Source organism: Brevibacillus brevis NBRC 100599 (assembly GCF_000010165.1).
In the GTDB taxonomy this organism is placed as follows: domain Bacteria; phylum Bacillota; class Bacilli; order Brevibacillales; family Brevibacillaceae; genus Brevibacillus; species Brevibacillus brevis_D.
In genome coordinates, this window is record NC_012491.1 from 1,795,007 (window position 1) to 1,818,295 (window position 23,289).

The following is a 23,289-nucleotide window of genomic DNA, read 5'->3' on the forward strand; positions in this document are numbered from 1 at the left end:
GCGGCGATAAGCGGTGATACAAGTAGGCGATCTGGTCGTATATGTAAAGGATGGGGCAAAGGGAGTCGTCATTCATATGGAGGAGGACCGCTTCCAGATAAAGTGGGAGGATGATTTTGTCAGCTGGGAGAAAAGGGAATGGCTGTTGCCCAGTTCATTGGAACAAAGCGATCTTCCAAAACAGAAAGAACAGCAGGAGTAGATTCCCGCTGTTCTTTTGTTTTGAGGAATTTGATCACTAGTTACGGACTGTATAAGGATACATCCGAGCAAAAGACCCCTCAATTCGAAAACAGCCGAGAACTGGTTGTGGAGAAGCGAGTGAAACGATGAGATACGCGACCTCCGGGTAGCGACAGTAAGCAATATCTTCAGGTGACGGAATGGGAGGTGCAGTAGGGTGGGAGTGGTAGATCCCGACCAAATGCTCCCCGCGCAACGCCATTTCGTGGAAAACGTGTTGAATCTGCTTGGGGTCCATAGCGAAGGCGACCGGGCTTTTCAACGTATTTTCCATTCGCCAAACTGTCTGTGCACTTCCATTTCTACCGGAGAGCAATCCACACGTTTCATTTGGCCGCTTCTCCAGGGAATCTCGGATGATCTCATCCCAGACGGTACGTGTCATGGAAAAGGGGGGTTCTAAAAGATTAGCCCTGCCAACGCCTGCCGCAGCAGCCTCCGCTTGTTCTAGTCTGGACGGACGGTTGGACTCTATGAACCGGACCGGATTTTGGCAATGGCGATCGCGGCATTTTCGATGGGCGCTGGGCAGGTTGGACTTGATGTTGTTGACGTTGATGATACAGTGCACGCATTTGTTCAGGGGTCATGGTTTTTCCTCCCTTTCTGGACTGTAATATGTTGTATTCAGGTTAGATTCACATGGTAACGGCTCTTGCACATTTTCACTTTTTCAACGAAACGGGTTGAATTCGTTGGCATTTTTGGGATAGGGCATCTGCATTTTTACTGGTGTGGAAGATAACTGTTGAGTGGAGGGATCAGAGCTTGGCATGAATTGGGTGTTTGAGTGGAATTGGGCGCTTGGTTGAAATTGCGTGTTTGGCTGAAATTGGACATTTTGCTGGAGTTGACTGAAGGCTTTATTGGATCGAGCTTCTTTTTGCGTGAATTCCTTGATGATTTGCTTGTATTTTTCTTCGTTGTTTTGGTGTTCTTTCACCATGTTTTTAAGTCCGGTTATCGTCTTTTTCAACACTTGCTCCTGGGATGTAAGCTGCTCAATGGTTTTTTCCTTTTCTGTTAACAGAGAGTCATATTTTTGGGTTGTTTTCTCCAGTACTTCGTTCCATTTATTTTTTTGAAGAGAGACGTTCGCGAGCTTTTCATCGGTTTCCTTGGCTTGTTGCTGAAAAGCTTTGATACGATCCTGTGCATCGGTTAATTGCTGTTGAGCTTCTTTTAACTCCGACTGGAGACTCTTAACAGTGTTTTGTGTTTGTTGGATTTCTTCGTCGCGTTGTTGGATGCTTTGCTGCAATTCTTGCTCATGCAGGGAATGCAATTCGGCCAGCTTTTTATAATCGGCTACGAGTTGATTTTTCGTTAACCGGGCTGTTTCCAGCTCAAGCAGGGCTTCCGTTAATTGCTGAGAAGTCTCTTCGTGCTTTATTGTCCAACTTTGCTCGAGATCTATTGCTTTTTGCAACATCTCATGGCGAGTGGCTTCTAGCTCTTGCTCTTTCGTGCGCAAATCTTGTTTTTGTGCTTCGAGTTCTTGTTCTCGGGTGTAGATGTCTTGATTCTGTACTTGTAGCTCCTGCTCCCGGGTTTGCAGCCCTTGCCTTTGAGCTTGGATTTCTTGCTCCAAAGAGAGTAGTGCCTGTTCCAGTGTGTTTAGTTCTTGCTCCCGAGTAAGCAACTCCTGTTCACGAGTGTGTAGGGTATTCGCTTGAGCGTGCAGCTCCTGCTCTTGGTTGTGCAGTTCTTGATCTCGGAAGTTCAGCTCTTGTTTCATCGTGAGTAGCTCTTGCTCGTGGGAGTGGATTTCCTGCTCATGAGAGAGAAGCTCCTCCCCGCGAAGCTGCAGTGCTTGCTCTCGGGATTGAAGTCCTTGTTCTTGAACCTGTAGTTCTTGGCTCTGCGTTAAAAGTGCTTGCTCCTGAGAGAGGTTGGCTTGTTCCCAATCCCGAAGCCCTTGTTCATGGCTCTTGAGCTCTTGTTCTTGAACCTGCAAGGCCTGTGCATGAGCATGTAGTTTTTTTCCTTGGGCCTGGAGCTCTTGTTCAACATCGTTTAGTTCTTCTTCACGTGCTTCAAGGTCTCGCGTCCGCTCGAGAATTTCTTGATCTCGGGCCTGAAGCTCTTGTTTGAAAGCGAGCAGCTCTTGTTCTTTTGTCTGGAGGTTATGATTCTGAGAGTGAAGTTCTTGCCCGCGCGTTTGTAGCTCTTGCTCAAGGGTATATAGGTCTTGCTCTCGAGCTTGAAGGTATTGCGTCTGGGTGAGAAGCTCTTGCCCTTGAACTTTAAGTCCTTGTTCGAGCTCGAGAAGTTCTTGTTCTTTTGTTTGGAGGTGATCTGCTTGCGTTTCCAGCTGTTGCCCTTGTACTTGGAGCTCTTGCTCGAAATTGAGAAGATCCTGTTCCCGTGAGTTGAGGTCTTGCGTCTGGGAATGCAGCTCTAGCTCTTTGGATTGGAGCTGTTGTTCTTGCGTCTGCAGGTTATGTTTTAGGGATTGAAGTTCTTGGTTGTGCGTCTGAAGTTCTTGCTCGAGCTCGAGAAGTTTTTGTTCTTGTGCATGGAGGTCTTGCGTTTGGGAATGCAGCACTAGCTCTTTGGACTGGAGCTGTTGTTTGAGCTCGAGAACTTCCTGCTCCCGTCCGTGGAGGTCTTGCGCTTGGGAATGCAGCTCAAGCTCTTTGGACTGAAGCTGTTGTTCTTTCGTTTGCAGGTTTTGAACCAAGGATTGGAGGTCTTGGTTTTGCGTCTGAAGCTCTTGTTCGAGCTCGAGAAGTTCTTGCTCCCGTGAGTTGAGGCCTTGCGTTTGCGAATGCAGCTCAAGTTCTTTGGACTGGAGCTGTTGTTCTTTCGTTTGCAGGTTTTGAGCTAGGGATTGAAGCTCTTGGCTTTGTGTTTGAAGCTCTTGTTCGATACCGAGAAGTTCCTGCTCCCGTCCGTGGAGGTCTTGCGCTTGGGATTGCAACTCAAGCTCTTCGGACTGAAGCTGTTGTTCTTTCGTCTCAAGGTTATGTTTTAGGGATTGAAGTTCTTGGCCTTGTGTCTGAAGCTCTTGTTCACGTGAGTTGAGGTCTTGCGTTTGAGAATGCAGCTCAAGCTCTTTGGACTGGAGCTGTTGTTCTTTTGTCTCAAGGTTATGCTTTAAGGATTGAAGTTCTTGGTCTTGTGTCTGAAGCACTTGTTCGAACTCGAGAAGTTCCTGCTCTCGTGAGTTGAGGTCTTGCGTCTGGGAATGCAGCTCAAGCTCTTTGGACTGGAGCTGTTGTTCTTTCGTTTGCAGGTTTTGAACCAAGGATTGGAGGTCTTGGTTTTGCGTCTGAAGTTCTTGTTCGAGCTCAAGAAGTTCCTGCTCCCGTGAGTTGAGGTCTTGTGTTTGGGAATGCAGCTCAAGCTCTTTGGACTGAAGCTGTTGTTCCTTTGTTTGCAGGTTTTGAGCTAGGGATTGAAGTTCTTGGCCTTGTATCTGAAGCTCTTGTTCGATATCAAGAAGTTCCTGCTCCCGTGAGTTGAGGTCTTGTGTTTGGGAATGCAGCTCAAGTTCTTTGGACTGGAGCTGTTGTTCTTTCGTTTGCAGGTTTTGAGCTAGGGATTGAAGCTCTTGGCTTTGTGTTTGAAGCTCTTGTTCGAGCTCGAGAAGTTCTTGTTCACGTGAGTTGAGGTCTTGCGTTTGGGAATGCAGCTCAAACTCTTTGGACTGAAGCTGTTGCTCTTGCGTCTGCAGGTTATGCTTTAGGGATTGAAGTTCTTGGCCTTTTGTCTGAAGCACTTGTTCGATATCAAGAAGTTCCTGCTCTCGTGAGTTAAGGTCTTGTGTTTGGGAATGCAGCACTAGCTCTTGGGACTGGAGCTGTTGTTCTTTCGTCTCAAGGTTATGCTGTAAGGATTGCAGTTCTTGGTCTTGTGTCTGAAGCTCTTGTTTGAGAACGTGAAGTTCCTGCTCCCGTGAGTTGAGGTCTTGTGCCTGAGCGTGCATTTCTAGTCCTTGCGCTTGTAACGCTTGTTCAAAACCGAGAAGTTCCTGCTGTCGTGCTTGAAGCTCTTGTGTCTGAGAATGTAGCTCTAGCTCCTTAGCCTCGAGCTTTTGCTCAGTAACAAGCAGCTCTTGCTCTTTGGTCTGCAGGTTATGTTTTAAGGATTGCAGTTCTTGGTCTTGTGTCTGAAGCTCTTGTTTGAGAACGTGAAGTTCCTGCTGCCGTGCTTGAAGCTCTTGTGTCTGAGAATGCAGATCCTGCTCCTTAGCCTCGAGCGTTTGCTCAGTAACAAGCAGCTCTTGCTCTTTGGTCTGCAGGTTATGTTTTAAAGATTGCAGTTCTTGGTTTTGCCCGTGCAACTCTTGTTCAAAACCGAGAAGTTCCTGCTGCCGTGCTTGAAGCTCTTGTATCTGAGAATGCAGATTTTGCTCCTTAGCCTCGAGCTTTTGCTCAGTAACAAGCAGCTCTTGTTCTTTGGTCTGCAGGTTATGTTTTAAGGATTGCAGTTCTTGGTTTTGCCCGTGCAACTCTTGTTCAAGACTGAGAAGTTCCTGCTGCCGTGCTTGAAGCTCTTGTGTCTGAGAATGCAGCTCCAGCTCCTTAGCCTCGAGCTTTTGCTCAGTAACAAGCAGCTCTTGTCCTTTGGTCTGCAGGTTATATTGTAAGGATTGCAGTTCTTGGTTTTGCCCGTGCAACTCTTGCTCAAAATCGAGAAGTTCCTGCTGTCGTGCTTGAAGCTCTTGTGTCTGAGAATGTAGCTCTAGCTCCTTAGCCTCGAGCTTTTGCTCAGTAACAAGCAACTCCTGTTCTTTGGTCTGCAGGTGATCCGCTTGCGTATGCAGTTCTAACCATTCGGTCTGAAGCTCTTGTTCAAGACCGAGCAGTTTCTGCTCCCGTTTTTGTATGTGTTGCGACTGAGAGTGTAGATCCTGCTCTTTCGTCTCAAGGCTACTCGATAGGGATTGCAGTTCCTGCCCTTGCCCCCGCAGCTCTTGTTCAAGATCGTGCAGCTCCTGCTCGTGAGCCTGGAGACTATGCTCAAAGGCGTGGAGGTTTTGCTCGCGCACCTGTAGTTCTTGTTCTCGCATCTGTAGCTCCTGCTCCCGTTGCTCCCAATTTCCGCTTGCTGCTGTAAGCTGCTGTAGGTTAGAGAGTGTTTGCTCTTCCCGTGCCCGTGCATCCTCCAACTGCTGATTCAATGATTCAATTTTGGATAGTTGCTCGTGCTGTCTTATCTGCGCACTCTCAAACTCTTCATTTGCATGATCCAAAGCTTGTTTCCATGTAAGTTGTTGCTGCTCCAGATGCGCGATCATGTCTAAATGCTGCTGGCGTTCATGCAGGATCTCCTCGATTTGACTCAGCTGCTGCTGATCTTGCTCGTGTAACGCCTTTTGCCAGTGTGCCTCTTTTTGTTCGTAGCTTTGTACTTGCCGCTGGAGCAAATCAATGTGCTCGCGCAAGTGTGCTTCCTGGGCTTGATGTTTGGACATGATTTCTTCCAGTCGTGGACCTTTTCGTTGTTCTCTGATCTCGGTTTGCAAGCTCTCGATTGAACGCTTTAGTTTTGCCTCTGTTTCCTGGTGGTCGGTTATGGCATTTTCGCGTTGTTTCAAGAGATGTTCGTAGTAGTCGAGCTTGCCCTTCATTTCTTGAAGCATGTCTTGTGAATCGTTCAAGCGCTGCTTCCATTCGGCCCCTTTGCTGTCCAAATCGTGGAGGTTCTGGTTCAGATGTTCAAGCTGCTCTCTATATGCTTCGTTTTTTTGGGATGTTTCCTCGATCAGCTTTTGTAGGTGCCACACTTCTTGCATGAGTTGGTTTGTTTTTTCTTCGTAGTAGTGTGCTTGTTTTTTTAGCAGGAGGAGCTTCTCATTTTCTCTCTCTTTCGACTTGTTCGCATTGGAGATTCTCCTTTTGTACACAGTGTTGTCCTCCTTTTACCGTCTGGCTTTCCCATATAGACATATGTACGGGGTGGGAATTGGTGCCTGTATTGTAGTGACGGTTCCTCTATAGAAAAAACGGGAGAAGTGTTGGTCTTCTCCCGCCTGATTGGAAACGAATATTTTTTTCTTATGGAGTGGTAATGACAATATCCCCAAACGTGATGCAATCGGCAACCAGTAATTGTTCGTCCGGAACGACTGTAATGGTGGCGCTGAAGACGAGAACACCAGAAGAGTCGGTGAGTGTGAGAATGATAACGTCTGGCAGGCCGAGTCCTGTTTCGGCGAGTGTCAGAGAGTAGGTCAGGGTTTCTTGTGCGCCTGTTGCTGTGAATGTCCGTACACCAGTACCTGTTACGACCAGACCTGTCACAATTGGCAGGATAGGCAGTACGGTAATGCATGTCGGAGAGCTGATAGTCGTTGGAGAGAAGCTGAAGCTTTGATCGCCAAGGACATCAGGCAGGAGAGCATCAAAGAAGTTAAAGGTAAACGAGCTGCTGGATGGATCGCAGCTTGGGCAGATATCTGCGATGAGTTGGATCGTACCGACGGCAACGGCGAGTGGGATACCAATAGAAATGGAGACGTTTGGTACCAACGCGTTGACGGACGCCTGGCAATCGCAGTTGCGTACTGGGAAGATTGGTGGGCATTGTGGCGGGAATGTAATCGGCGGGCAACGGAAAGATGGCGTTGGCGATGGAATTGGAATGCTGTTTGGACGTGGAGAGCAGAATTTCGCCAATACTTCCAGTTTGACTTCTGCTTCTACTTGGATTTCTACGCAGACAATGACGTCGAGTTGAACCATGCCTCCGAGGAGAACAGTACCGGTCGGTGAGCACTCGAAAGCACTGATTCGGCACAAGATATTGTCCTCGTCAAGCGGTTCAGGCAAGCAGAGAACGACTTCCTGATCGAATTGCACTGTTGTTGTGAATTCGCAGAGAGGTGTTCCGTCTGCGAAAACGCGAACGAGCACAGTGGCTCCGAACACAAAGCGAACGACTCCGACCCGAACAGTGGTCCCATTGACTGTAATGTTCTCGCGGCGAATACTGACGACTCTGCAAGTAGGACCAGGAGAAACTGGCTCAACGCAGGAGAGCGTGATATCTTGCCCAGCACGAATGGCAGCGTCTACCAGAGCTTGACAATCGTCGGGAAGGGCAATCTTGTTTCGGTAGCTGTTCGCTAATACTACCCAGTCATACACCTTATTGACGCGAATGCACTCTTCCTGCAGGTTGTTCGATATAGGAGGAGTTGCTGTAGGCGTCGGTGTAGGGAGCTGGCGACCCATAATGGGCTTCACGTGATGTTTCACCGTAAGAATCCTTCCTTTCCTAGGGAGTTTGCTTTGCAGTTACATACTATGTGGGCAACGGGAGTTTGGCATGTTGAGCATGCGCCTATTTTTTAGGTCACTATTTTGTTAGAAAGGAATTTGGAATTTTTGGAAGAACCAATTGTCGTCGAATTTTCTTTGGGAAGTGTATCGAACACGCTGAGCAGCAGCTCCGCAAGTCAGCACATCATCCGCAATTTCACTCGCATTTGCGTAGAGCACAAGTTTTTTCGCAGCCTCAATCCGCCGCTCGTTAAAATGGCTGTACGCCATTCGAAGCATATTGTAATAAATGTGCTCATGTGCAACTGTGTAAGGGTGAACTTGCCTAAACAAATGCAAGATTTTTACGGATGGCTGGACCATACACGTATACCCAAAGAGCCACATCTTAATGGAAAATTCGATATCTTCAAATCCCCAAATGCGAAAACCACGGTCAAAACCCCCGACCTTCATAAAAGCTTCACGGGTGACCAGGAAGCAACCCCCTGGCAATATCGCAACCGGTGAAGGGCCTGTTGGCTTTGGATACCAGGTGATTTCGAGCTTCTGATTCAGATTTTGCCCATATCCGATTTTATGTGGCTCTGTCATGGAAGCGATTCCGGGAGCAACGCCATCTGCTTTCTTTGTCAGAATGAGCTCCATCATGCGATCGATCCAAAAGTTTTCAAAAGACAGATGGGCATCGCAAAAAATAAAGTAGTTGCCACGGGCATGATTCACACCTAAGTTTCGTGCTGCTGCAGCACCAATGCCTTCTGTCGTGATTAATTTTATTTTTTCATTCTGCCCTTGGCCTTGTAAAAAGTGACAACCGTTATCAGTTGAGGCATCATCGACTACGATCACTTCATACGGAAACGTGGTTCTTGTATTCAAAAGGGAAGTGATGGTAGAACGCACATTGTCCCCCTCATTTTTGACAGGAATGATAATGGAGATTAGGGGCATTTGTGAGGTGGGCATATGACCACTCCTTTCTGTAGCATCGTATGCGCAAAGCGTTTCTTCGGAACAGTCATCGCCAAAAATGTTCACTTTGGACACTGGGCATTCATACAATATCGCGGACTGACGGAAAGTTTCGTGAGGAGAGATGGGAATGGATGTTGAGGTATATTACAGTGGTCAACGTGGCGGGACCATGCCGTACGCGGCTCTGCCAGCGTTTCGTTTATTTTGCAAGCAAAATGGCTTTCAATTGAAGTGGGATTCGACGAATAAAAGAGTTGACCTGGATTCGGGGTTGAAAGGAAAAGTTTGCGTTCTCTTTACAGGCATATCTTCAGGAGGAGGAACTGCCTATGAGTGGGAGGTATTGGCGAACGTACAAAAATTTCTTTCTGATAGCGGGATGGAAGTTGTCATAAGCCAAAACAATCCGTCTCTGGCGAAAAATACGGATGTCGCTATACGTTTCAGCTTGAAGGAAATGAGAGTTCTGGAAAAGCCAAGACTGATTTTCTTTCAGTCGGAGGATGAAAAGCGGCAAGACCTGGTTAAGTGTTTGCGTGCAGAATTGCAGCAGTCAGGAATCCCGTGTCACTACAAAGTAACCAAAAACCAAAAGCAACCATCGATCGTTCACATCCAGTTGCAGTTGCCGCTTTTTACGGAAGTGAGCAAGCGTAAACTCTATGCGGAAAAAATTGCGCTACATTTAGCGTCAGGGGTTTTGGAGTATTTCCAAAATGGATTGCACATTCAACCAATGGCGTTTTTACCACCCACTATTTTAAAGCTGTTTTATTCCACCATGCTCATTACCCCTGACAACGAAAGTCAGCAGGGAGCAGATGAAAAGCCATGGGCAGAGGAACAAAGCACGATTCAGGAAAGTAACCAGTCGAGTGCTGAGGACAGTGACTCAAATATAGAAGGAAACAGTGAATCAGACAGTGAACGGGAAGAGCTGATGATCTTGGCAGAAGAAGAACTGCTGGATCAAGTAGTGACCATTCACCCGGTCGAAGAAGTGCCAGAACAGGTTGAAACGCGTACAGCGGCAGAAGTGTATTTTGATTACACGTTGATTCACTCAGAATCAGCTGAGAAGCCGTACCTGTTGATTGGGACGCTTCAGGTGAAAAATACGGGGAACGTTGAACTGAAAAATCCAATCGTTTGCCTGCGTGTTTCACCTGTCGATTCGATCAAAATGGGAGGCCAGGTATTGCCGCCGAAGCTCGTGGAGACGATGGCCGTGCAAGGTACATCGGGCTTAAAAGGATGGAGATACTTGGAAGACGATTGGTTTGCCCAAGCGATGGAGAGAGGGGAATATTGGATAGCGCCGATCCAGCCTGTAACCATTGCACCGGAATCGACGGAATCCTTCCAGAATTTCCAGATTTCGTTTTTGAAACAAGAAGCGGGGAAGGGAATCGTCGTCGAGGGTGTCGTGCTGTGCAACGATCAGACCGTACACTTTTCCGCCAATAACCGGATCGCCGTGTCGTTCTAATCGAGAAGAAAAGCCACCATTTCAGAAGAAATGATGGCTTTTCCGTTCCGCGCCTTTATTTTTTCAAGAACATTTGTACGAACGTTTTCCCGTACGGACCGCCATTTACAACAGCAATGGCAACGTAGTCGTATGTTGGACTCATGATATTAGCTTTGTGCCCAGAGGAATTCATGAACATTTGATGAGCGCTGCTTACAGAATTGTTTTGGGCAATATTTTCGGCAGCAGCCAAATAGCGAATACCAAAAGTGTCCATCATTTGAAACGGTGAGCCGTAAGTGGGAGAGGTGTGGCTAAAGTAGCCTTTGTTTACCATCTCTTGAGCTTTTACACGTGCAACGTTCTCCAACTGCATGTCCACTTGATAGGGTGCGAGTCCGCGGCTGGTGCGCTCTTGATTCACGAGCTGAACCATTTCTTTTTCCTCAGCCGTCAAACCAGCGGGTAGAGGAACTTGCGCGCCAGCACCAGGGTTTTGCGGCTGCTCAGGCTTGCTAGGTGTTACGGGAGTCGTTGGATTTGTTGGAGTGGATGGCTTCGTATCTGGTTTGGGCTGCACGGGATTGTTCTTGTATTGCGTTTGAATGGCTGTATAAGTTTTGGTATCGGCTTCACCAGTCAAGGTTTGTTTATTGCGCGACTGGAACAGCATGACGGCAAAACGTGTAGATTCATCGAATTGTCCCGATGCTGTTACTTTGTAACCGAGGCCAGCGAGCATCGTTTGCAATTCCTTCACGCGTTCACCGCTAGCACCCAATTTTAGCGTAGCGTAATCATTGGACTCAGCCGGAGTGCTAGGCTTGGACGGTGTGCTTGGCTGTGCTGGTTGTGTTGGCTGCACTTGCTTGCGAGCTTGGTACACGCTCGTCAGTTTATCGTAGGTGGTTTTGTTTACAATTCCGGTTTGCGGCAGCTTGTATTTTTTCTGAAAAGCTTTGACGTTATAAACTGTGTAGCTATTGTATGTCTTGTCCACTACCAGCTTGTAGTCGTAATGGAGTGCATCGAGCATCTTTTCCACTTCAAGCACGCGCGAGTTCTTCATCCCTTTTTTCAAAGAGGTAAAGCTTGTTTTCGCAAATGCAGGTTGTCCGATCATGGTTACGAGGACGGACAGGGAAAGGATGGTTGCCATTTTCTTTATGTTGCGATTCATCTCATCACGCCTTTCTCTGTTTTGTCGCACCACAATGGTACTAAATGTGGAACAAATGAGAAAAGCACAAAATATTGGAAAGAGGTGGAGGTGGAATGTTTGACCTCTCTTGGATCGACCTAATCATTCTCGTGCTGGCAAGCTTTCGTCTCACGCATTTGATTGTTTTTGATGAGATCACGTCTTTTTTGCGAAACCCATTTTACCAGGTGTTCTATGTACCCGACGAGTCGGGGCAAATGGTTCGGGACTTTCAATTTAAAGGCGGAAGGGTGCGCCAATGGATAGGCAGATTGTTGAGCTGCCATTGGTGCGTGGGAATTTGGGTGGGGGCCTTGATCGTGGGGTTGTATATGTATGTGCCAGCCGCCTATCCGTTGCTGCTCCTGCTTGCCATAGCCGGAGCGGCGGCTGTCATTGAAACGAAGCTATATACGAGTTGAATGGTTAACTCCTTGAAAAAATTCTGTACACGATCACTTCGTCATACGAAAGAGGAATAATCTCTTCGGCCATGTATCCCCCCACGATTCTTTGCTGGACTTGCGGGGTGTTCGGTACACCGACACTAGAAGAAGCGATGTCCACACGGTGTGTCGTGGCATTCGGATCGAGTGGGATTTCGAGGGCAAAGGTGGGTTTATCAACGGTGTAGCTTTTTACGTTTACGCCATTCACGAGCGCAGTCAAAACAATGGGCTTTGGCAATTTTGCAGGGGAGCCAGGGACTTTGCCCTTCAGTAACAACATTTGAGCCGGTGCAGATGGATCTGATTCGACAATCGCACGCAGGACAGGAGGCGCCCACAAGTCCATCCCCCGGTTCATGCTTGTAATTCTGGTTGTATTAGATGGAAAGGACTTATAGATCCTCAACAGGTCGAGTACACCCATGCCTTTGTAGTGTGGGACGTACGATATCCAATGGCTGGGGATGGACGAATAATTTTTTGCTAATGATCGCAACACTTCAGGTACGCCGACAGAATGCCATTGTGTAGCTGATTTGCAGGTCGTGTGGATTCGGGCGTTTCCTAAGTAGTGAGGCACATAACCGATGGGATAAAATTTGGCGATGCGCATCCACAGGTCGTAATCCATGCAAAATTGCAATTTTTCATCCACGCCCCCCATATGCCTGAAAACGTGGGTCCTGATGAAAGCGGATGGCTGGCAAATCACGCAGCTCTGATACAGCTTCTTGGAATCAGCCTGTTCGGACGGGTAGGTGCTAGATACTTGACCGTACTCGTTCATCACTTGGCAATTGCCGTGAAGCATTCCCCAGCTCGGGTTGCTCGCAAAAGCGTGAACAGCCATCATGATGGCGCCGGGTACATAGGTATCGTCTGAATTCAGCCAGCCAATGATTTCCCCTCTTGCCATTGCCAGACCTTTGTTAAGCGCATGAGACTGTCCGCGATCCGGTTCGGAAATATAACGGAAGCGCGGATCTTTTTGTGCATATTCTTGCAAGATGGAGAGCGTATCGTCAGTCGAGCCTCCATCTACCACGATATGCTCAAGGTTTGCATAGTCCTGGGTCAATATGCTATTTATCGTCTCACGAATAAACCGGCCTTGGTTAAAAGAGGGGGTAATGATACTCACTAATGGTTGCTGTGAGTGGGACACGAGATTCACTCCCATCTTTCCATCATAAAAAATGCATGCACTACCATCAGACTATGATAGAACGGAAAATCGGGTACACAAGCATCGTCGATCTTGTGCACCCGATTTCAAATTCCCCGGATATTACAGGTAGTCCGGAATGATCCCCGGATTGCGGAATATACGGAGTAACTCCGCGTGACAGTTCTGGTCGATCTCGCTACCAGGAATGGCTCTTGCCACGAGGCTGATGCGACCCGCATCGTAATTGTTTATTTTGCCAGAGGGGATGGTCCTAACCGATTCAGGAATAACTTCAAACAACGTGCCTCGGAGCATCTCCTCAATGCAAAGTACGGATGGCAACCACCAAGTCGTATCGTCCTTATAAATCCGATTCATTTGTCCAGGAGCTCCGTTGTAGACCATGATGGACTGATTCGTATCCAGAATACAGGCAGTTTCCAACAAGAGGTGCCCACCTGGCTTAATCACGCTTCGGCATTGCGACAATGTCCACATCGGATCGCGCAGATGATAGAGCAGTCCAAGATGCTGGACGACATCAAATTGATTGTGCCGTATTTGTTGAGGGAATGGCAGTGGTTCTATAAAATCGTCCATCAGCAAAACTTGCAGCCCTTCCCATAGTTTGTAAGGGCTGGTATTGTACAGCGGCAAAACTTTGCTTTGCAGGATGTTCTTGCAAAACTCAAAATTCAAATAGAGCGGCTGCATACAATCCGTAGCCACGACAAGACTTGCCCCTCGCTGCTCCGCTTCAAAAGCCCACATACCGTCAAAACTAGCCAGATCAAGAACGCGTTTCCCCGAATATGGGATGTATTCTCTGGATTGTCTCGTCATATTCCATATATTTTCCAGAAGCGTAATCCCGGGAGTGACAATACCAGGTCGCAACTCGATTTTATGGTACCATCGTCGTTTGTTGATCTCATCGAGAATTTCCTGATCTGTCCAAAATCTTCCCATCGACATGTCCCCCTCCACTGCAGAGTGCTTGCCCTATACGATATGTTCGGACCTTGCTGGGGGAAATGATATAAATGCATTAATTTCGTCCTATTCACGTCTAAAGTTGCTTGGCAACAAGGAGGTTTTTGGAAAAAAGGCATATGCCCGTTTCTTGTTGTCTGTCACATACATAAAGTATGGGGAGAAAAAGGAGGCGGAAAGAGTATGCCCTTGCCCATCGTGATCATCCATCGGGGGGACGATGATTATCTCACATACAGCTTGCAGCAAGCGAAAAGAAGTAATCCCCATTCGCCTGTCTATCTGATAGGGAACGTGGGAAACAGAAGGTATGCCGTGAACGGCATCATTCATGAGATGATAGACGATTACATGCCTGCTGCTAGTGAAATGACGAGAGTCTATAAACATATTCATTTTATGCCCTATGAGTACAATCTGTTTTGTTTTCAAAGATGGTTTATTTTGTTGGCGTTTATGGAAAGGCATCAGATTCCGAAATGCTGTTATATCGATACGGATGTCATGCTGTTTACCGACGTGAACCATCCGCGCTTTGAAAACTTTACGATGGAATTCGTATGGACAAATTTCGTAGATAGGCAGAAGTTGGAACTATATTGTGAGTTCATGAAGTCTCATTTTGCCAATCCGATTGCATTCGCGCAAGTCGTTCAATACACCATGCGGAGAAAGGAACACGTACGATTCAATCAACCTCTGATAACGGATATGGTGCTGGCCTTGCTCTTTCTTGAGCGGCTCAAGGGTTACCAAATCACGAATGGCTTGTTTCATGATGGCATAATTGACGGGAATATTCAGCAGGCGACATCAATGGAAAATTTGTACGGCTATAAGAAAATTTACTCGATAAATGGTGTCCTGTGCTGCAAGGATAAGGCAACGTTGCGATATCTGCCGGTGTTTTCTCTTCATTTTCAAGGATATACGAAGCACCATATGAAGTTTTTCACGACTCCCTATCTCCCCCAAGCCGGTTCTTACATTTTCGATTATATTTCTAACCGTTGGATTCAGTTTCTATAGGCTTCTATCATTCCTCGTGTTAGTTGACCATTTTCATTGGACGATAGAGCATTGACTGCGACAGACGCATAAGATGGTGCATACAACACGCTAAACGGATCGAGGTGGCCTGAGTGAAACTGATATTACTATCGGGTGGTTCAGGGAAAAGGCTGTGGCCGCTCTCCAATGATGTCAGGTCCAAACAGTTCTTGAAATTGATAGGCAATGCACATGCCCAACCAGAGGCGATGGTTCAACGAGTATGGAGGCAGCTGGCCTCCCGCAATTGGTCGGAGCCTGTTTATATTTCAACAGGTCGCTCGCATGTTGATTTGCTTCAAAGCCAACTAGGTGAAGACGTTCCTTTGATCGTGGAGCCGGAAAAAAGGGATACCTTCCCTGCCATTGCTTTAGCGGTAACCTATTTGTACTCTGCTTTGACAATGGACCCGGATGAAGTCATCGCCATCATGCCTGTAGATCCATTCGTTGAGGACCGCTTTATGGACAGGATCAAGGAGCTAGAGAACGTCATCCTCAAATCTGGCGCGAATCTCGCATTAATCGGAGTGAAACCTACGTATCCATCTACGAAATACGGCTACATTGTTCCACAGCTAGAATCACAATCGGATCAGGGTAAAATACCCCATGCCTATCAAAAAGTAAAAAGCTTCAAAGAAAAGCCGTCCCTTGAGCAAGCGCAGGATTTAGTAGAAAAGAAGGCCCTGTGGAATTGTGGAATTTTTGCTTTTCGATTGGGCTATCTGATTCGCGAATTGGAGCAAAAAGGATTGCCTACTGAATACAACCGCATGCTTGAGCAATATAGCCAAATGCCTGCCATCAGCTTTGACTATGAGATTGTAGAAAAGGCAGAGAAAGTAGTCGTTCTCCCGTATGAGGGAGCCTGGAAGGACCTAGGGACGTGGAATACACTCACGGAAGAAATGAGCAGGAATACAATTGGTAAGGTTTTGCTGGATGAGAGCTGCACCAATACGCACGTTATCAACGAATTGGACATCCCTATCGTGTCCATTGGTCTATCGGATATGATCGTGGCGGCGAGTCCGGATGGCATCCTCGTTTCTTCCAAGGAACAAAGTCATATGGTCAAAAATTTGTCTTTGGATTGGACAAAGCGCCCAATGTATGAAGAGCGGCGCTGGGGTTGGTATCAGGTTATGCATTTTCAGAAAAATGAAGACGCGGGGGAAGTATTAACGAAACAAATCCATGTATACGCCGGGAAAAATTTGAGCTATCAGTACCATCACCACCGTAGCGAAGTATGGATCATCGTAGAGGGCAGCGGAGAGTTCATTTTGGATGATCAGCTGAGCCAGGTTGGACCAGGTGACGTATTGCAAATCCCGATAGGAGCCAAGCATGCAATCAAAGCTACGACCGAACTGGCATTCATCGAGGTGCAGATGGGCAGTCAGCTGGTAGAAGAAGATATCGTTCGACTTGGGATGACGTGGTCAGCGATTCTGGAGCAGATTAGGAAGCACGGTGATCCCAATGATTGATCCTGCGTTCTGGCGAGACAAAAAAGTGTTGATCACAGGTCATACAGGCTTCAAAGGCGCATGGCTGTGCTTATGGCTGCATGACTTGGGGGCGAAGGTAACAGGGTATGCGCTGTCGCCGCCGACAAATCCGAGTATTTTTGAGTGCGCCCAAATCAGTTCATTGGTTGATTCAATCATTGATGATGTCAGATCGAAGGAAAGTGTTCAAAAAGCAATCAACCAAGCAAACCCGGATATCATCATTCACATGGCCGCTCAGCCGCTGGTGCGTTTATCGTATCAATATCCAGCGGAAACCTTCGAAATCAATGTCATGGGTACGGTAAATGTACTCGAGGCGGCGAGAGTGGCTGTGCAAGACGGAATGAAAATCAAAGCAATTATCAATGTTACGACGGATAAGGTTTATGAAAATCGGGAGTGGGTGTGGGGATACCGCGAGCAGGATGTGCTGGGCGGCTATGATCCGTATTCCAACAGTAAAGCATGTTCGGAGCAAGTGACTGCTTCCTATCGCAATGCTTTTTTCCACCCCGACCAGTATCATCAGCATGGCGTCGCCGTTGCTACAGCGCGAGCAGGCAATGTGATAGGCGGTGGTGATTGGGCGATGGATCGCTTGATACCGGATTGCCTAAGTGCCTTGATAAAGGGAGAGACCATCGTCATCCGAAATCCAAAAGCAATTCGACCGTGGCAGCACGTCCTGGAGCCCTTGAAGGGGTACTTGATGCTCGCTGAAAAAATGTGGGCGAATGGCAAGGATTACTCCGAGAGCTGGAATTTTGGTCCGAATGAGGAAGATGCCAGATCGGTAGAGTGGATCGTCCGGCAATTGTGTGAGCGTTGGGGGGCTGGTGCTCGTTTTGAAGCAGAGCGAACCGAGCCACAATGGCACGAAGCCAAATATTTAAAGCTGGACTGTTCCAAAGCCAAAGGCGTAATAGGCTGGAAGCCCAACTGGTCGCTCGAACAGACCTTGGACAGTATCATTTCTTGGCAGAAGGCTTATCAGCGAAAGCAAGACGTAAGAGAGATTTGTTTGGCCCAAATCGCGGCGTATACCAATGAGGCCAAGTGAACAACAGAGGAAGGAGGGAAGCCAATGAAAGTCGTCATCCTAGCAGGAGGGTATGGCACGCGCATTGGAGAAGAAACGCATCTTCGGCCGAAGCCGCTCATTGAAATCGGTGATTGGCCCATCATTTGTCATATCATGTCCATTTATTCCAAGTACGGTTTCCATGATTTCATCATCTGTCTCGGGTACAAAGGCTACATGATCAAGGAGTACTTTGCGCACTACTTCCTTCACCATTCTGATGTGACGTTTGATTTTCGTAACGACAATCAGGTCACTTTTCACAATCACAATGCTGCTCCGTGGCGAGTCACATTGATTGATACGGGGAAAGACACAGGGACAGGTGGAAGGGTGAAGCGGATACAGAAGTATGTGGGAGAAGATACATTCATGCTGACGTATGGAGATGGCCTATCCGACATTAATATTGAACAGCTGGTAAAATTTCATCGCACGCATAAAAAACTCGCAACGATCACTACGACTCAACCGCCAGGCAGATTCGGAGCATTGGATATTGCCAATGGGAACACCGTAACAGGATTCCAGGAGAAGCCAAAAGGGGACGGCGGATGGATCAATGCTGGTTTTTTTGTCATGGAGCCAGGCGTATTTGATTATATGGCAGGTGATGAGACGGTATTGGAAAAAGAGCCGTTGGAGGGCTTGGCCAAGGCGAATCAACTAATGGCCTTCAAGCATACCGGTTTTTGGCAGCCAATGGATACACTCCGGGATAAAAACTACTTGGAAGAACTGTGGAAATCCGGAAAGGCAGCATGGGCAACCAGCCGAACATAAGGAGGAAGCAGGAGTGGGCGGATTAAACGAGAACAGTGAAGAAGTTTTTTCTCCGATCGGATACGGGGACATAACGATCGATTGTGGGGCAAATTATGGGGTCATTTCTCAAAAAATGGCGGATAAAGGCGCTCTCGTCTTTGCGTTTGAGCCGAATCCATACGTATTTGAGGAATTGAAAAAAAGGGTAGGCGCCTATCCCAATGTTATATGTATCAACAAAGCCGTTTGGCATAAAAACGATAAGCTACGTTTGCATTTGCACGAACATTACCATACGGATCCGGCAGGGTCTGCTTACGCCTCTTCCCTTTTGAACAATCATCCTGTTACGAATCCCCATAAGTATGTAGAAGTAGAGGTCATTGATTTGACACAGTTCATCCAGATGCTCAATCGGCCGATCAAATTAATCAAAATAGATATCGAGGGGGCAGAATTTGAACTGTTGGAAAAAATCGTAGAGCAAAATTTACACCTGCAAATCGAAAAAATCGTCGTAGAAAATCATGAATGGCTGATTGAAGGCTTGAAAACGAAAGCCGATCACTTTCGGAGGGTCATGCAAGAAAAACAAATTCACAACATCGACTTGAACTGGATATAAGAAGATTGTAGAGCAGGTGAAGGGGAGCGATCCCGAATGAAGATACTAGTGACCGGCGCGACAGGCTTTCTCGGAAGCCAGCTCGTAAAAGCGCTGCGATTGGACGGACATACTGTCATCATCTTGAAAAGGAGTACTTCCGATTGCTCGCGTATCCAGGACATATTGCCTGATTTGATTACGTATGATGCGGATCGCGGTCAATGGGATGCTCCTTTTTTCGAGCAGGGGAGAATCGACGCAATCATCCATACGGCAACCTGTTATGGACGAAACAACGAGAGCATTACCACGATGGTAGATGCCAATGTGACCTTTCCGCTGAAGCTGCTGGATATGGCCATGCACTTTGGTACCCCTGTTTTTCTAAATACAGATACGTTTTCCAGTGCGCCCATCCGATTATCCAAACATCTGCAACCATACAATTTGACGAAGCGTAAGTTTCGAGAATGGGGAAAATGCCTAGCAGATACCTCTTCCCTACAATTCATCAACGTCAGGCTGGAGCATGTGTATGGTCCTTATGACAATACGAATAAATTTGTGACTTCTGTCATCAAAAGCTGTCTCGAAAATCAACCTGAACTAAGGCTTACAGAAGGGAATCAAGCAAGAGACTTTATTTATGTGGAGGATGTTGTTTCTGCCTTCCGCGTGCTGTTGGCGCATGTTGCTCGTTTACCCGCGGGCTTTACGGAATACCAGGTAGGGACAGGTACGGCTACTTCGATACGAGAGTTTGTAGAACTGGTTCATCAGATGACGCAATCAAGCACGGTCTTGAAGTTCGGATCGATTGCGTATACTGATAGGGAAATCATGCATTCACATGCAGATACTCGACCGCTGCAAGCACTAGGGTGGAATCATCGAGTGAAGCTGGAGGATGGATTGAGAAAGGTAATGGCCACTTTCAAATAGCAACGCAACAAAAAACATGGCGAGCATACAGCCATGTTTTTTCATGTGCGTTTAATCGAGGAACGTCTTGTTTGTGCAAAACAGATCAGCGTGAAAAGGTTTCATTTCGTCTAGTAAGTGGTTGTAGTTCTTCACCTTTACCACTGTATTGTCCCGTTTAAACATATACAGGTGGGTAAATAATTTCTCCAGCAGTGTGTAGAGCACGAGTGGATGTCTGCCGAAGTTTTCCGTGATGCTCTCAGGGTTGAATTCAATGATCACATCTGGGTCCCACTGCTTAAGCGTTCGCAAGGCACTTTCCAAGACGATGACCTCAGAGCCTTCCACGTCAATTTTTATCAGGTCGATGCGCGAGATCATATTCTGCTCTACCCAGTCATCCAGCCTGACACATGATATGAATTGGGTGGATTTCTCCACGGCTTCTGGCTCATGTGGGATATAAGACCATCCGCCTCCACGCGGGTCGTCGTTAAAATGAATGTTCCCGTTGCGATCGGCTATTCCCAGCTGGAGTGGCTCGACATTGGTGATGTGATTCTCGGCAAGATTTCGCAGGAGATAAGGATAATTGACATCGGAGGGTTCAAATGCGTACACCTTGCCTTGAGGCGCGAGATAGCTTAGGGCGAGCGAGATCGCACCGATGTTCGCTCCGATGTCTAGGCAAACATGGTCAGGTTGTACGATTTTTTTCAGAGGATGGATAACGTAGTCTTCATAGTACCCTTTGTAATACTCCATAAAATACAGGACGCTTTGATCAGAGTCGTCCCCATAGACGGTAAAGGTTTGATTGTCAAACGGCAGGTGAAAGTCAACTTTCTTCATCGAATTTGTTGCTCCTTCAAGTGGATTGTAGATCATGATGATGTCATTTCCTACGACGAATAAGAGGTCGGGACGAAGAGAATGAACGAATTCTCGTAGTTCTTGGATAGTGGGATAATCTTTCAACAATGGATTGGGACCAATAAAGCAACGAGCATCATCAATCAAAATGACGTGATTAAGAACAGAATGCTGCAAAATGGCAGCCAGCTCATGCAAGATAGGGGTGTCCAGGTCCCCCTTGGCTGCCTCCGTTGAGCGCGGGATGTAATGACCGTCCAGCCAAAACAGGCAAGGTGATGTAACAGAGTGCATCAGGTTGCTCAATACTTTTCCACTGTCACCGTGGAGGATATGGATGTGGCTGTCGCCTGAGAATCTTTCTTTTGCCGCGATAAACAATGCTTCATCCAGCTCGATGGAAACAAGCAAGTCGAAATGGTGTTTCATTGCTTGCAACATGTCGCCTTTAAACGTACCTGTCTCGATCAAGGTGCGGATGCCCATCGTTTTTGCGATATGCTTGATCTTCGACTTTTTCAAATCGTTTGTCGGTGCTTCCAACAGCCAAAAATCCCAAGTTTCTTGTTCGGTTAACGGAAACGGGATTCGGCGCTCCTTCCTCCACGTATCCCGAATTTGCTGCATGCGTGACATACAAGGATGACCTCCTTTCAAATGACATTAGCGTGCGACGGAAGAAAAGACAGCCAAAGTTTCGCGCGCGCATTTCTCCCACGAAAAATGCTTGGCTTGATGGATGCCTTTGGCAACCAGGTCTGCTCGTGCCTCAGGTGTCAGATAAATATGGGCGAGCTTCACTGCGATATCATCGGAAATATTCGGGTCGAAGGTGAGAGCAGCGTCACCAACCACCTCAGGAATGCTCCCTGCATTGGAGCAAACGATGGGAATGTTGGACTTCATAGCTTCTACCAGTGGAATGCCAAAGCCTTCGAAGAGGGAAGGGAAGCAAAGAAACTGGGCATTCCGGTACAAGTAAGGCATCTCTTCCTGCGGTACGTAATGAAGCCATTTGACTTGGTCCCAAAGCTGGTTATTTGTGATGTAATTCATGACGTTTTGATGAGCTTCTTGAGCAAAACCGGTGAAAACCATGGGAATTCGGATTTGGTGTTTATCCCGCAAAGTGACAAGAGCTTTGAATACATTCAGGTGATTTTTGTGATGCCATGTATTCGCGGGGAAAAAGCCGTATTCGCTGGGCAGCTTATACTTTTGTATGACCTGTTGGTTGAGTGCCTCATTATGTGGCAAGGAAAATTCCCGCGAGGCATCTAGGTGGATCGCATGTACTTTATGCGGAGGAAGCCCGAATTTTTGGAGGATCGTTTGCTTGGAAAACTCCGAGAGAGTCAGCACGGCACTGCAACGCTCTGCAGACGATTTGTAATTGTCTAGTCGCCAACGCAAGGAATGTGCATCGAAAAACTCCGGGTAATACTCGTGCTGGATATCTGGAATGTTGATCACAGAAGGGATTGTGACATCGGCTGGATTCAATACAAGCAGCGGGCAAAACCACAAATTCAACTGCAGGGAGTTTATCCAGAAATGAAGCATCGCGTGTGCATTACCGTGGTCAGGGACCATGAATTTGCGCACATTTTTTTGCGCCTCAAAGGTATGGAAATTGTGTGAGGATAAAAAAAGAAACCACTGATGGCCATCCCCAGCATTCATCGAGTAGGCCAGCAAGTTCCTGACATACTGCTCCATCCCGCCGATTTTGCCAGGAATCACTGACATCAGGTTTATTCCGACTCTCATGTAGGGATCCTCCCTTGCACGTGAGGATGTGCCATGTACCAATTGATCGTTTTCTCCAAGCCAGCGAGTAAGGACGTTTGTGCCACGAAGCCGAAATGCTCTTTTGCTTTGGTCACATCTAAGAGGCGGCGCGGCTGTCCGTCTGGCTTGGTTTTATCCCATTCGATCTCTCCTTGGAAGCCGCTTAGCTGCTTGATCGTTTCTGCTAAGCTTTTGATGGAGATTTCTTGACCAGAACCGATATTGACCGGTTCGGATTGATCATAGTTCATGGTTGCAGCAATAATCGCTTGAGCCGCATCCTCGACATAAATGAACTCGCGTGTGACGCTGCCTGTTCCCCAGAGAACGATCTTCTTCTCGTCATTGCGAATAGCATCTACGCATTTTCGAATGATGGCAGGGATGACGTGTGAGGTTTCCAAATCGAAGTTGTCGCCCGGGCCGTACAAATTGACAGGGAGCAAATAAATGGAATTGAACCCGTATTGCTCGCGATAGGCTTGTGATTGCACCAGCATCATTTTCTTGGCTAAGCCATACGGAGCATTGGTTTCTTCAGGGTAACCATTCCATATATCTTCTTCCTGGAACGGTACGGAAGCATATTTCGGGTAGGAGCAAATGGTTCCGATAGCTACAAATTTTTCGACACCGAATAAACGGGATTGCTCCATGAGCTGAGTCCCCATGATCAAATTATCGTAAAAGTATTTCCCGGGATTTTTTTGATTCGCGCCGATTCCGCCAACGACGGCAGCCAAGTGAAGAATGATATCGGGACGGAAATCCTGCAACATCTTGTTCACATCATGTTCTTTGCGAAGATCGTATTCATGGCTTCTAGGGATGAAGATGTCCGTACAGTCCAGCTTGCGCAAATGATGAACGACGTGGCTTCCTAGAAATCCTGATCCACCCGTAACCACAATCCGTTTTTTCGCCAGATTCAATTCTTGTCAAC

The 23,289-nt window shown here is 47.2% G+C and carries 20 protein-coding genes; 9 read left to right on the forward strand and 11 right to left on the reverse strand.

The window, feature by feature from the left end:
* Positions 1 to 13: 13 nt before the first annotated feature.
* Complete coding sequence (locus BBR47_RS08990; RefSeq protein ID WP_012685453.1) at positions 14 to 202, forward strand: hypothetical protein; 189 nt, start codon at positions 14 to 16, stop codon at positions 200 to 202.
* Positions 203 to 238: 36 nt separating this feature from the next.
* Here BBR47_RS08990 and BBR47_RS08995 read toward each other — a convergent pair whose 3' ends face one another.
* The 5 genes from BBR47_RS08995 to BBR47_RS09010 all read right to left on the reverse strand — a co-directional run bounded on the left by BBR47_RS08995 (position 239) and on the right by BBR47_RS09010 (position 8,444).
* On the reverse strand, positions 239 to 628 hold the full coding sequence (locus BBR47_RS08995; protein ID WP_012685454.1) for a M67 family metallopeptidase: 390 nt from the start codon (positions 626 to 628) through the stop codon (positions 239 to 241).
* 22 nt (positions 629 to 650) lie between these two features.
* The gene (locus BBR47_RS31525) at positions 651 to 833 is read right to left on the reverse strand and encodes a hypothetical protein (RefSeq protein ID WP_217364556.1); all 183 of its coding nucleotides are present in this window, start codon (positions 831 to 833) and stop codon (positions 651 to 653) included.
* A gap of 83 nt (positions 834 to 916) precedes the next feature.
* A complete protein-coding gene (locus BBR47_RS09000) occupies positions 917 to 6,097 on the reverse strand; it encodes a hypothetical protein (RefSeq protein ID WP_012685455.1) in 5,181 nt (1,726 codons plus the stop codon).
* Between the two features lie 151 nt (positions 6,098 to 6,248).
* On the reverse strand, positions 6,249 to 7,451 hold the full coding sequence (locus BBR47_RS09005; protein ID WP_041749331.1) for a hypothetical protein: 1,203 nt from the start codon (positions 7,449 to 7,451) through the stop codon (positions 6,249 to 6,251).
* A gap of 108 nt (positions 7,452 to 7,559) precedes the next feature.
* Entirely contained in the window at positions 7,560 to 8,444 is an 885-nt protein-coding gene (locus BBR47_RS09010; protein ID WP_012685457.1) for a glycosyltransferase family 2 protein, read from the reverse strand.
* A gap of 136 nt (positions 8,445 to 8,580) precedes the next feature.
* Between BBR47_RS09010 and BBR47_RS09015 the strand changes: the two genes are divergently transcribed.
* Entirely contained in the window at positions 8,581 to 9,942 is a 1,362-nt protein-coding gene (locus tag BBR47_RS09015; protein ID WP_012685458.1) for a hypothetical protein, read from the forward strand.
* A 55-nt stretch (positions 9,943 to 9,997) separates the two neighbouring features.
* Here BBR47_RS09015 and BBR47_RS09020 read toward each other — a convergent pair whose 3' ends face one another.
* Entirely contained in the window at positions 9,998 to 11,104 is a 1,107-nt protein-coding gene (locus BBR47_RS09020) for a peptidoglycan-binding protein (protein WP_012685459.1), read from the reverse strand.
* A gap of 95 nt (positions 11,105 to 11,199) precedes the next feature.
* On the opposite strand from BBR47_RS09020, the gene BBR47_RS09025 reads away from it, so the two are divergent.
* A complete protein-coding gene (locus BBR47_RS09025; RefSeq protein ID WP_012685460.1) occupies positions 11,200 to 11,547 on the forward strand; it encodes a DUF1360 domain-containing protein in 348 nt (115 codons plus the stop codon).
* Between the two features lie 4 nt (positions 11,548 to 11,551).
* On the opposite strand, the gene BBR47_RS09030 is transcribed toward BBR47_RS09025, so the two are convergent.
* Together BBR47_RS09030 and BBR47_RS09035 are read right to left on the reverse strand one after the other, a co-directional pair.
* Complete coding sequence (locus BBR47_RS09030; protein WP_012685461.1) at positions 11,552 to 12,739, reverse strand: glycosyltransferase family 2 protein; 1,188 nt, start codon at positions 12,737 to 12,739, stop codon at positions 11,552 to 11,554.
* Between the two features lie 123 nt (positions 12,740 to 12,862).
* Positions 12,863 to 13,711, reverse strand: coding sequence for a DUF1698 domain-containing protein (locus BBR47_RS09035; protein WP_012685462.1), 849 nt, complete (start codon positions 13,709 to 13,711; stop codon positions 12,863 to 12,865).
* A gap of 207 nt (positions 13,712 to 13,918) precedes the next feature.
* Between BBR47_RS09035 and BBR47_RS09040 the strand changes: the two genes are divergently transcribed.
* The 6 genes from BBR47_RS09040 (at position 13,919) to BBR47_RS09065 (ending at position 19,700) form a co-directional block, all read left to right on the forward strand.
* Positions 13,919 to 14,764, forward strand: coding sequence for a hypothetical protein (locus tag BBR47_RS09040; RefSeq protein WP_041749332.1), 846 nt, complete (start codon positions 13,919 to 13,921; stop codon positions 14,762 to 14,764).
* 113 nt (positions 14,765 to 14,877) lie between these two features.
* A complete protein-coding gene (locus BBR47_RS09045) occupies positions 14,878 to 16,281 on the forward strand; it encodes a sugar phosphate nucleotidyltransferase (RefSeq protein WP_012685465.1) in 1,404 nt (467 codons plus the stop codon).
* Positions 16,274 to 17,365, forward strand: coding sequence for a CDP-glucose 4,6-dehydratase (gene rfbG, locus BBR47_RS09050; RefSeq protein ID WP_012685466.1), 1,092 nt, complete (start codon positions 16,274 to 16,276; stop codon positions 17,363 to 17,365). Before BBR47_RS09045 ends, rfbG begins: the two co-directional genes overlap by 8 nt.
* Before the next feature lie 24 nt (positions 17,366 to 17,389).
* Positions 17,390 to 18,169, forward strand: coding sequence for a glucose-1-phosphate cytidylyltransferase (gene rfbF, locus BBR47_RS09055; RefSeq protein ID WP_012685467.1), 780 nt, complete (start codon positions 17,390 to 17,392; stop codon positions 18,167 to 18,169).
* Between the two features lie 13 nt (positions 18,170 to 18,182).
* Positions 18,183 to 18,776: an FkbM family methyltransferase gene (locus BBR47_RS09060; RefSeq protein ID WP_012685468.1), complete on the forward strand. Its 594-nt coding sequence runs from the start codon at positions 18,183 to 18,185 to the stop codon at positions 18,774 to 18,776.
* Between the two features lie 36 nt (positions 18,777 to 18,812).
* Positions 18,813 to 19,700, forward strand: a complete 888-nt coding sequence (locus BBR47_RS09065) for an NAD-dependent epimerase/dehydratase family protein (RefSeq protein WP_012685469.1) — start codon at positions 18,813 to 18,815, stop codon at positions 19,698 to 19,700.
* Positions 19,701 to 19,751: 51 nt separating this feature from the next.
* Here BBR47_RS09065 and BBR47_RS09070 read toward each other — a convergent pair whose 3' ends face one another.
* Genes BBR47_RS09070 through BBR47_RS09080 form a run of 3 tightly spaced genes read right to left on the reverse strand, consistent with a single transcriptional unit; the run spans position 19,752 to position 23,278 of the window.
* Positions 19,752 to 21,191, reverse strand: coding sequence for an FkbM family methyltransferase (locus tag BBR47_RS09070; RefSeq protein WP_012685470.1), 1,440 nt, complete (start codon positions 21,189 to 21,191; stop codon positions 19,752 to 19,754).
* Between the two features lie 27 nt (positions 21,192 to 21,218).
* A complete protein-coding gene (locus BBR47_RS09075; protein ID WP_012685471.1) occupies positions 21,219 to 22,325 on the reverse strand; it encodes a glycosyltransferase family 4 protein in 1,107 nt (368 codons plus the stop codon).
* A complete protein-coding gene (locus BBR47_RS09080; protein ID WP_012685472.1) occupies positions 22,322 to 23,278 on the reverse strand; it encodes a GDP-L-fucose synthase family protein in 957 nt (318 codons plus the stop codon). Before BBR47_RS09080 ends, BBR47_RS09075 begins: the two co-directional genes overlap by 4 nt.
* Positions 23,279 to 23,289: the final 11 nt, after the last annotated feature.

Bases quoted from the DNA above. Each gene is read 5' to 3' on its own strand.
- BBR47_RS08995 (WP_012685454.1), bottom strand. From the start codon at position 628: ATGACACGTACCGTCTGGGATGAGATCATCCGAGATTCCCTGGAGAAG.
- BBR47_RS31525 (WP_217364556.1), bottom strand. From the start codon at position 833: ATGACCCCTGAACAAATGCGTGCACTGTATCATCAACGTCAACAACAT.
- BBR47_RS09010 (WP_012685457.1), bottom strand. From the start codon at position 8,444: ATGCCCACCTCACAAATGCCCCTAATCTCCATTATCATTCCTGTCAAA.
- BBR47_RS09015 (WP_012685458.1), top strand. From the start codon at position 8,581: ATGGATGTTGAGGTATATTACAGTGGTCAACGTGGCGGGACCATGCCG.
- BBR47_RS09020 (WP_012685459.1), bottom strand. From the start codon at position 11,104: ATGAATCGCAACATAAAGAAAATGGCAACCATCCTTTCCCTGTCCGTC.
- BBR47_RS09025 (WP_012685460.1), top strand. From the start codon at position 11,200: ATGTTTGACCTCTCTTGGATCGACCTAATCATTCTCGTGCTGGCAAGC.
- BBR47_RS09035 (WP_012685462.1), bottom strand. From the start codon at position 13,711: ATGGGAAGATTTTGGACAGATCAGGAAATTCTCGATGAGATCAACAAA.
- BBR47_RS09040 (WP_041749332.1), top strand. From the start codon at position 13,919: ATGCCCTTGCCCATCGTGATCATCCATCGGGGGGACGATGATTATCTC.
- rfbG (WP_012685466.1), top strand. From the start codon at position 16,274: ATGATTGATCCTGCGTTCTGGCGAGACAAAAAAGTGTTGATCACAGGT.
- rfbF (WP_012685467.1), top strand. From the start codon at position 17,390: ATGAAAGTCGTCATCCTAGCAGGAGGGTATGGCACGCGCATTGGAGAA.
- BBR47_RS09065 (WP_012685469.1), top strand. From the start codon at position 18,813: ATGAAGATACTAGTGACCGGCGCGACAGGCTTTCTCGGAAGCCAGCTC.
- BBR47_RS09070 (WP_012685470.1), bottom strand. From the start codon at position 21,191: ATGTCACGCATGCAGCAAATTCGGGATACGTGGAGGAAGGAGCGCCGA.
- BBR47_RS09075 (WP_012685471.1), bottom strand. From the start codon at position 22,325: ATGAGAGTCGGAATAAACCTGATGTCAGTGATTCCTGGCAAAATCGGC.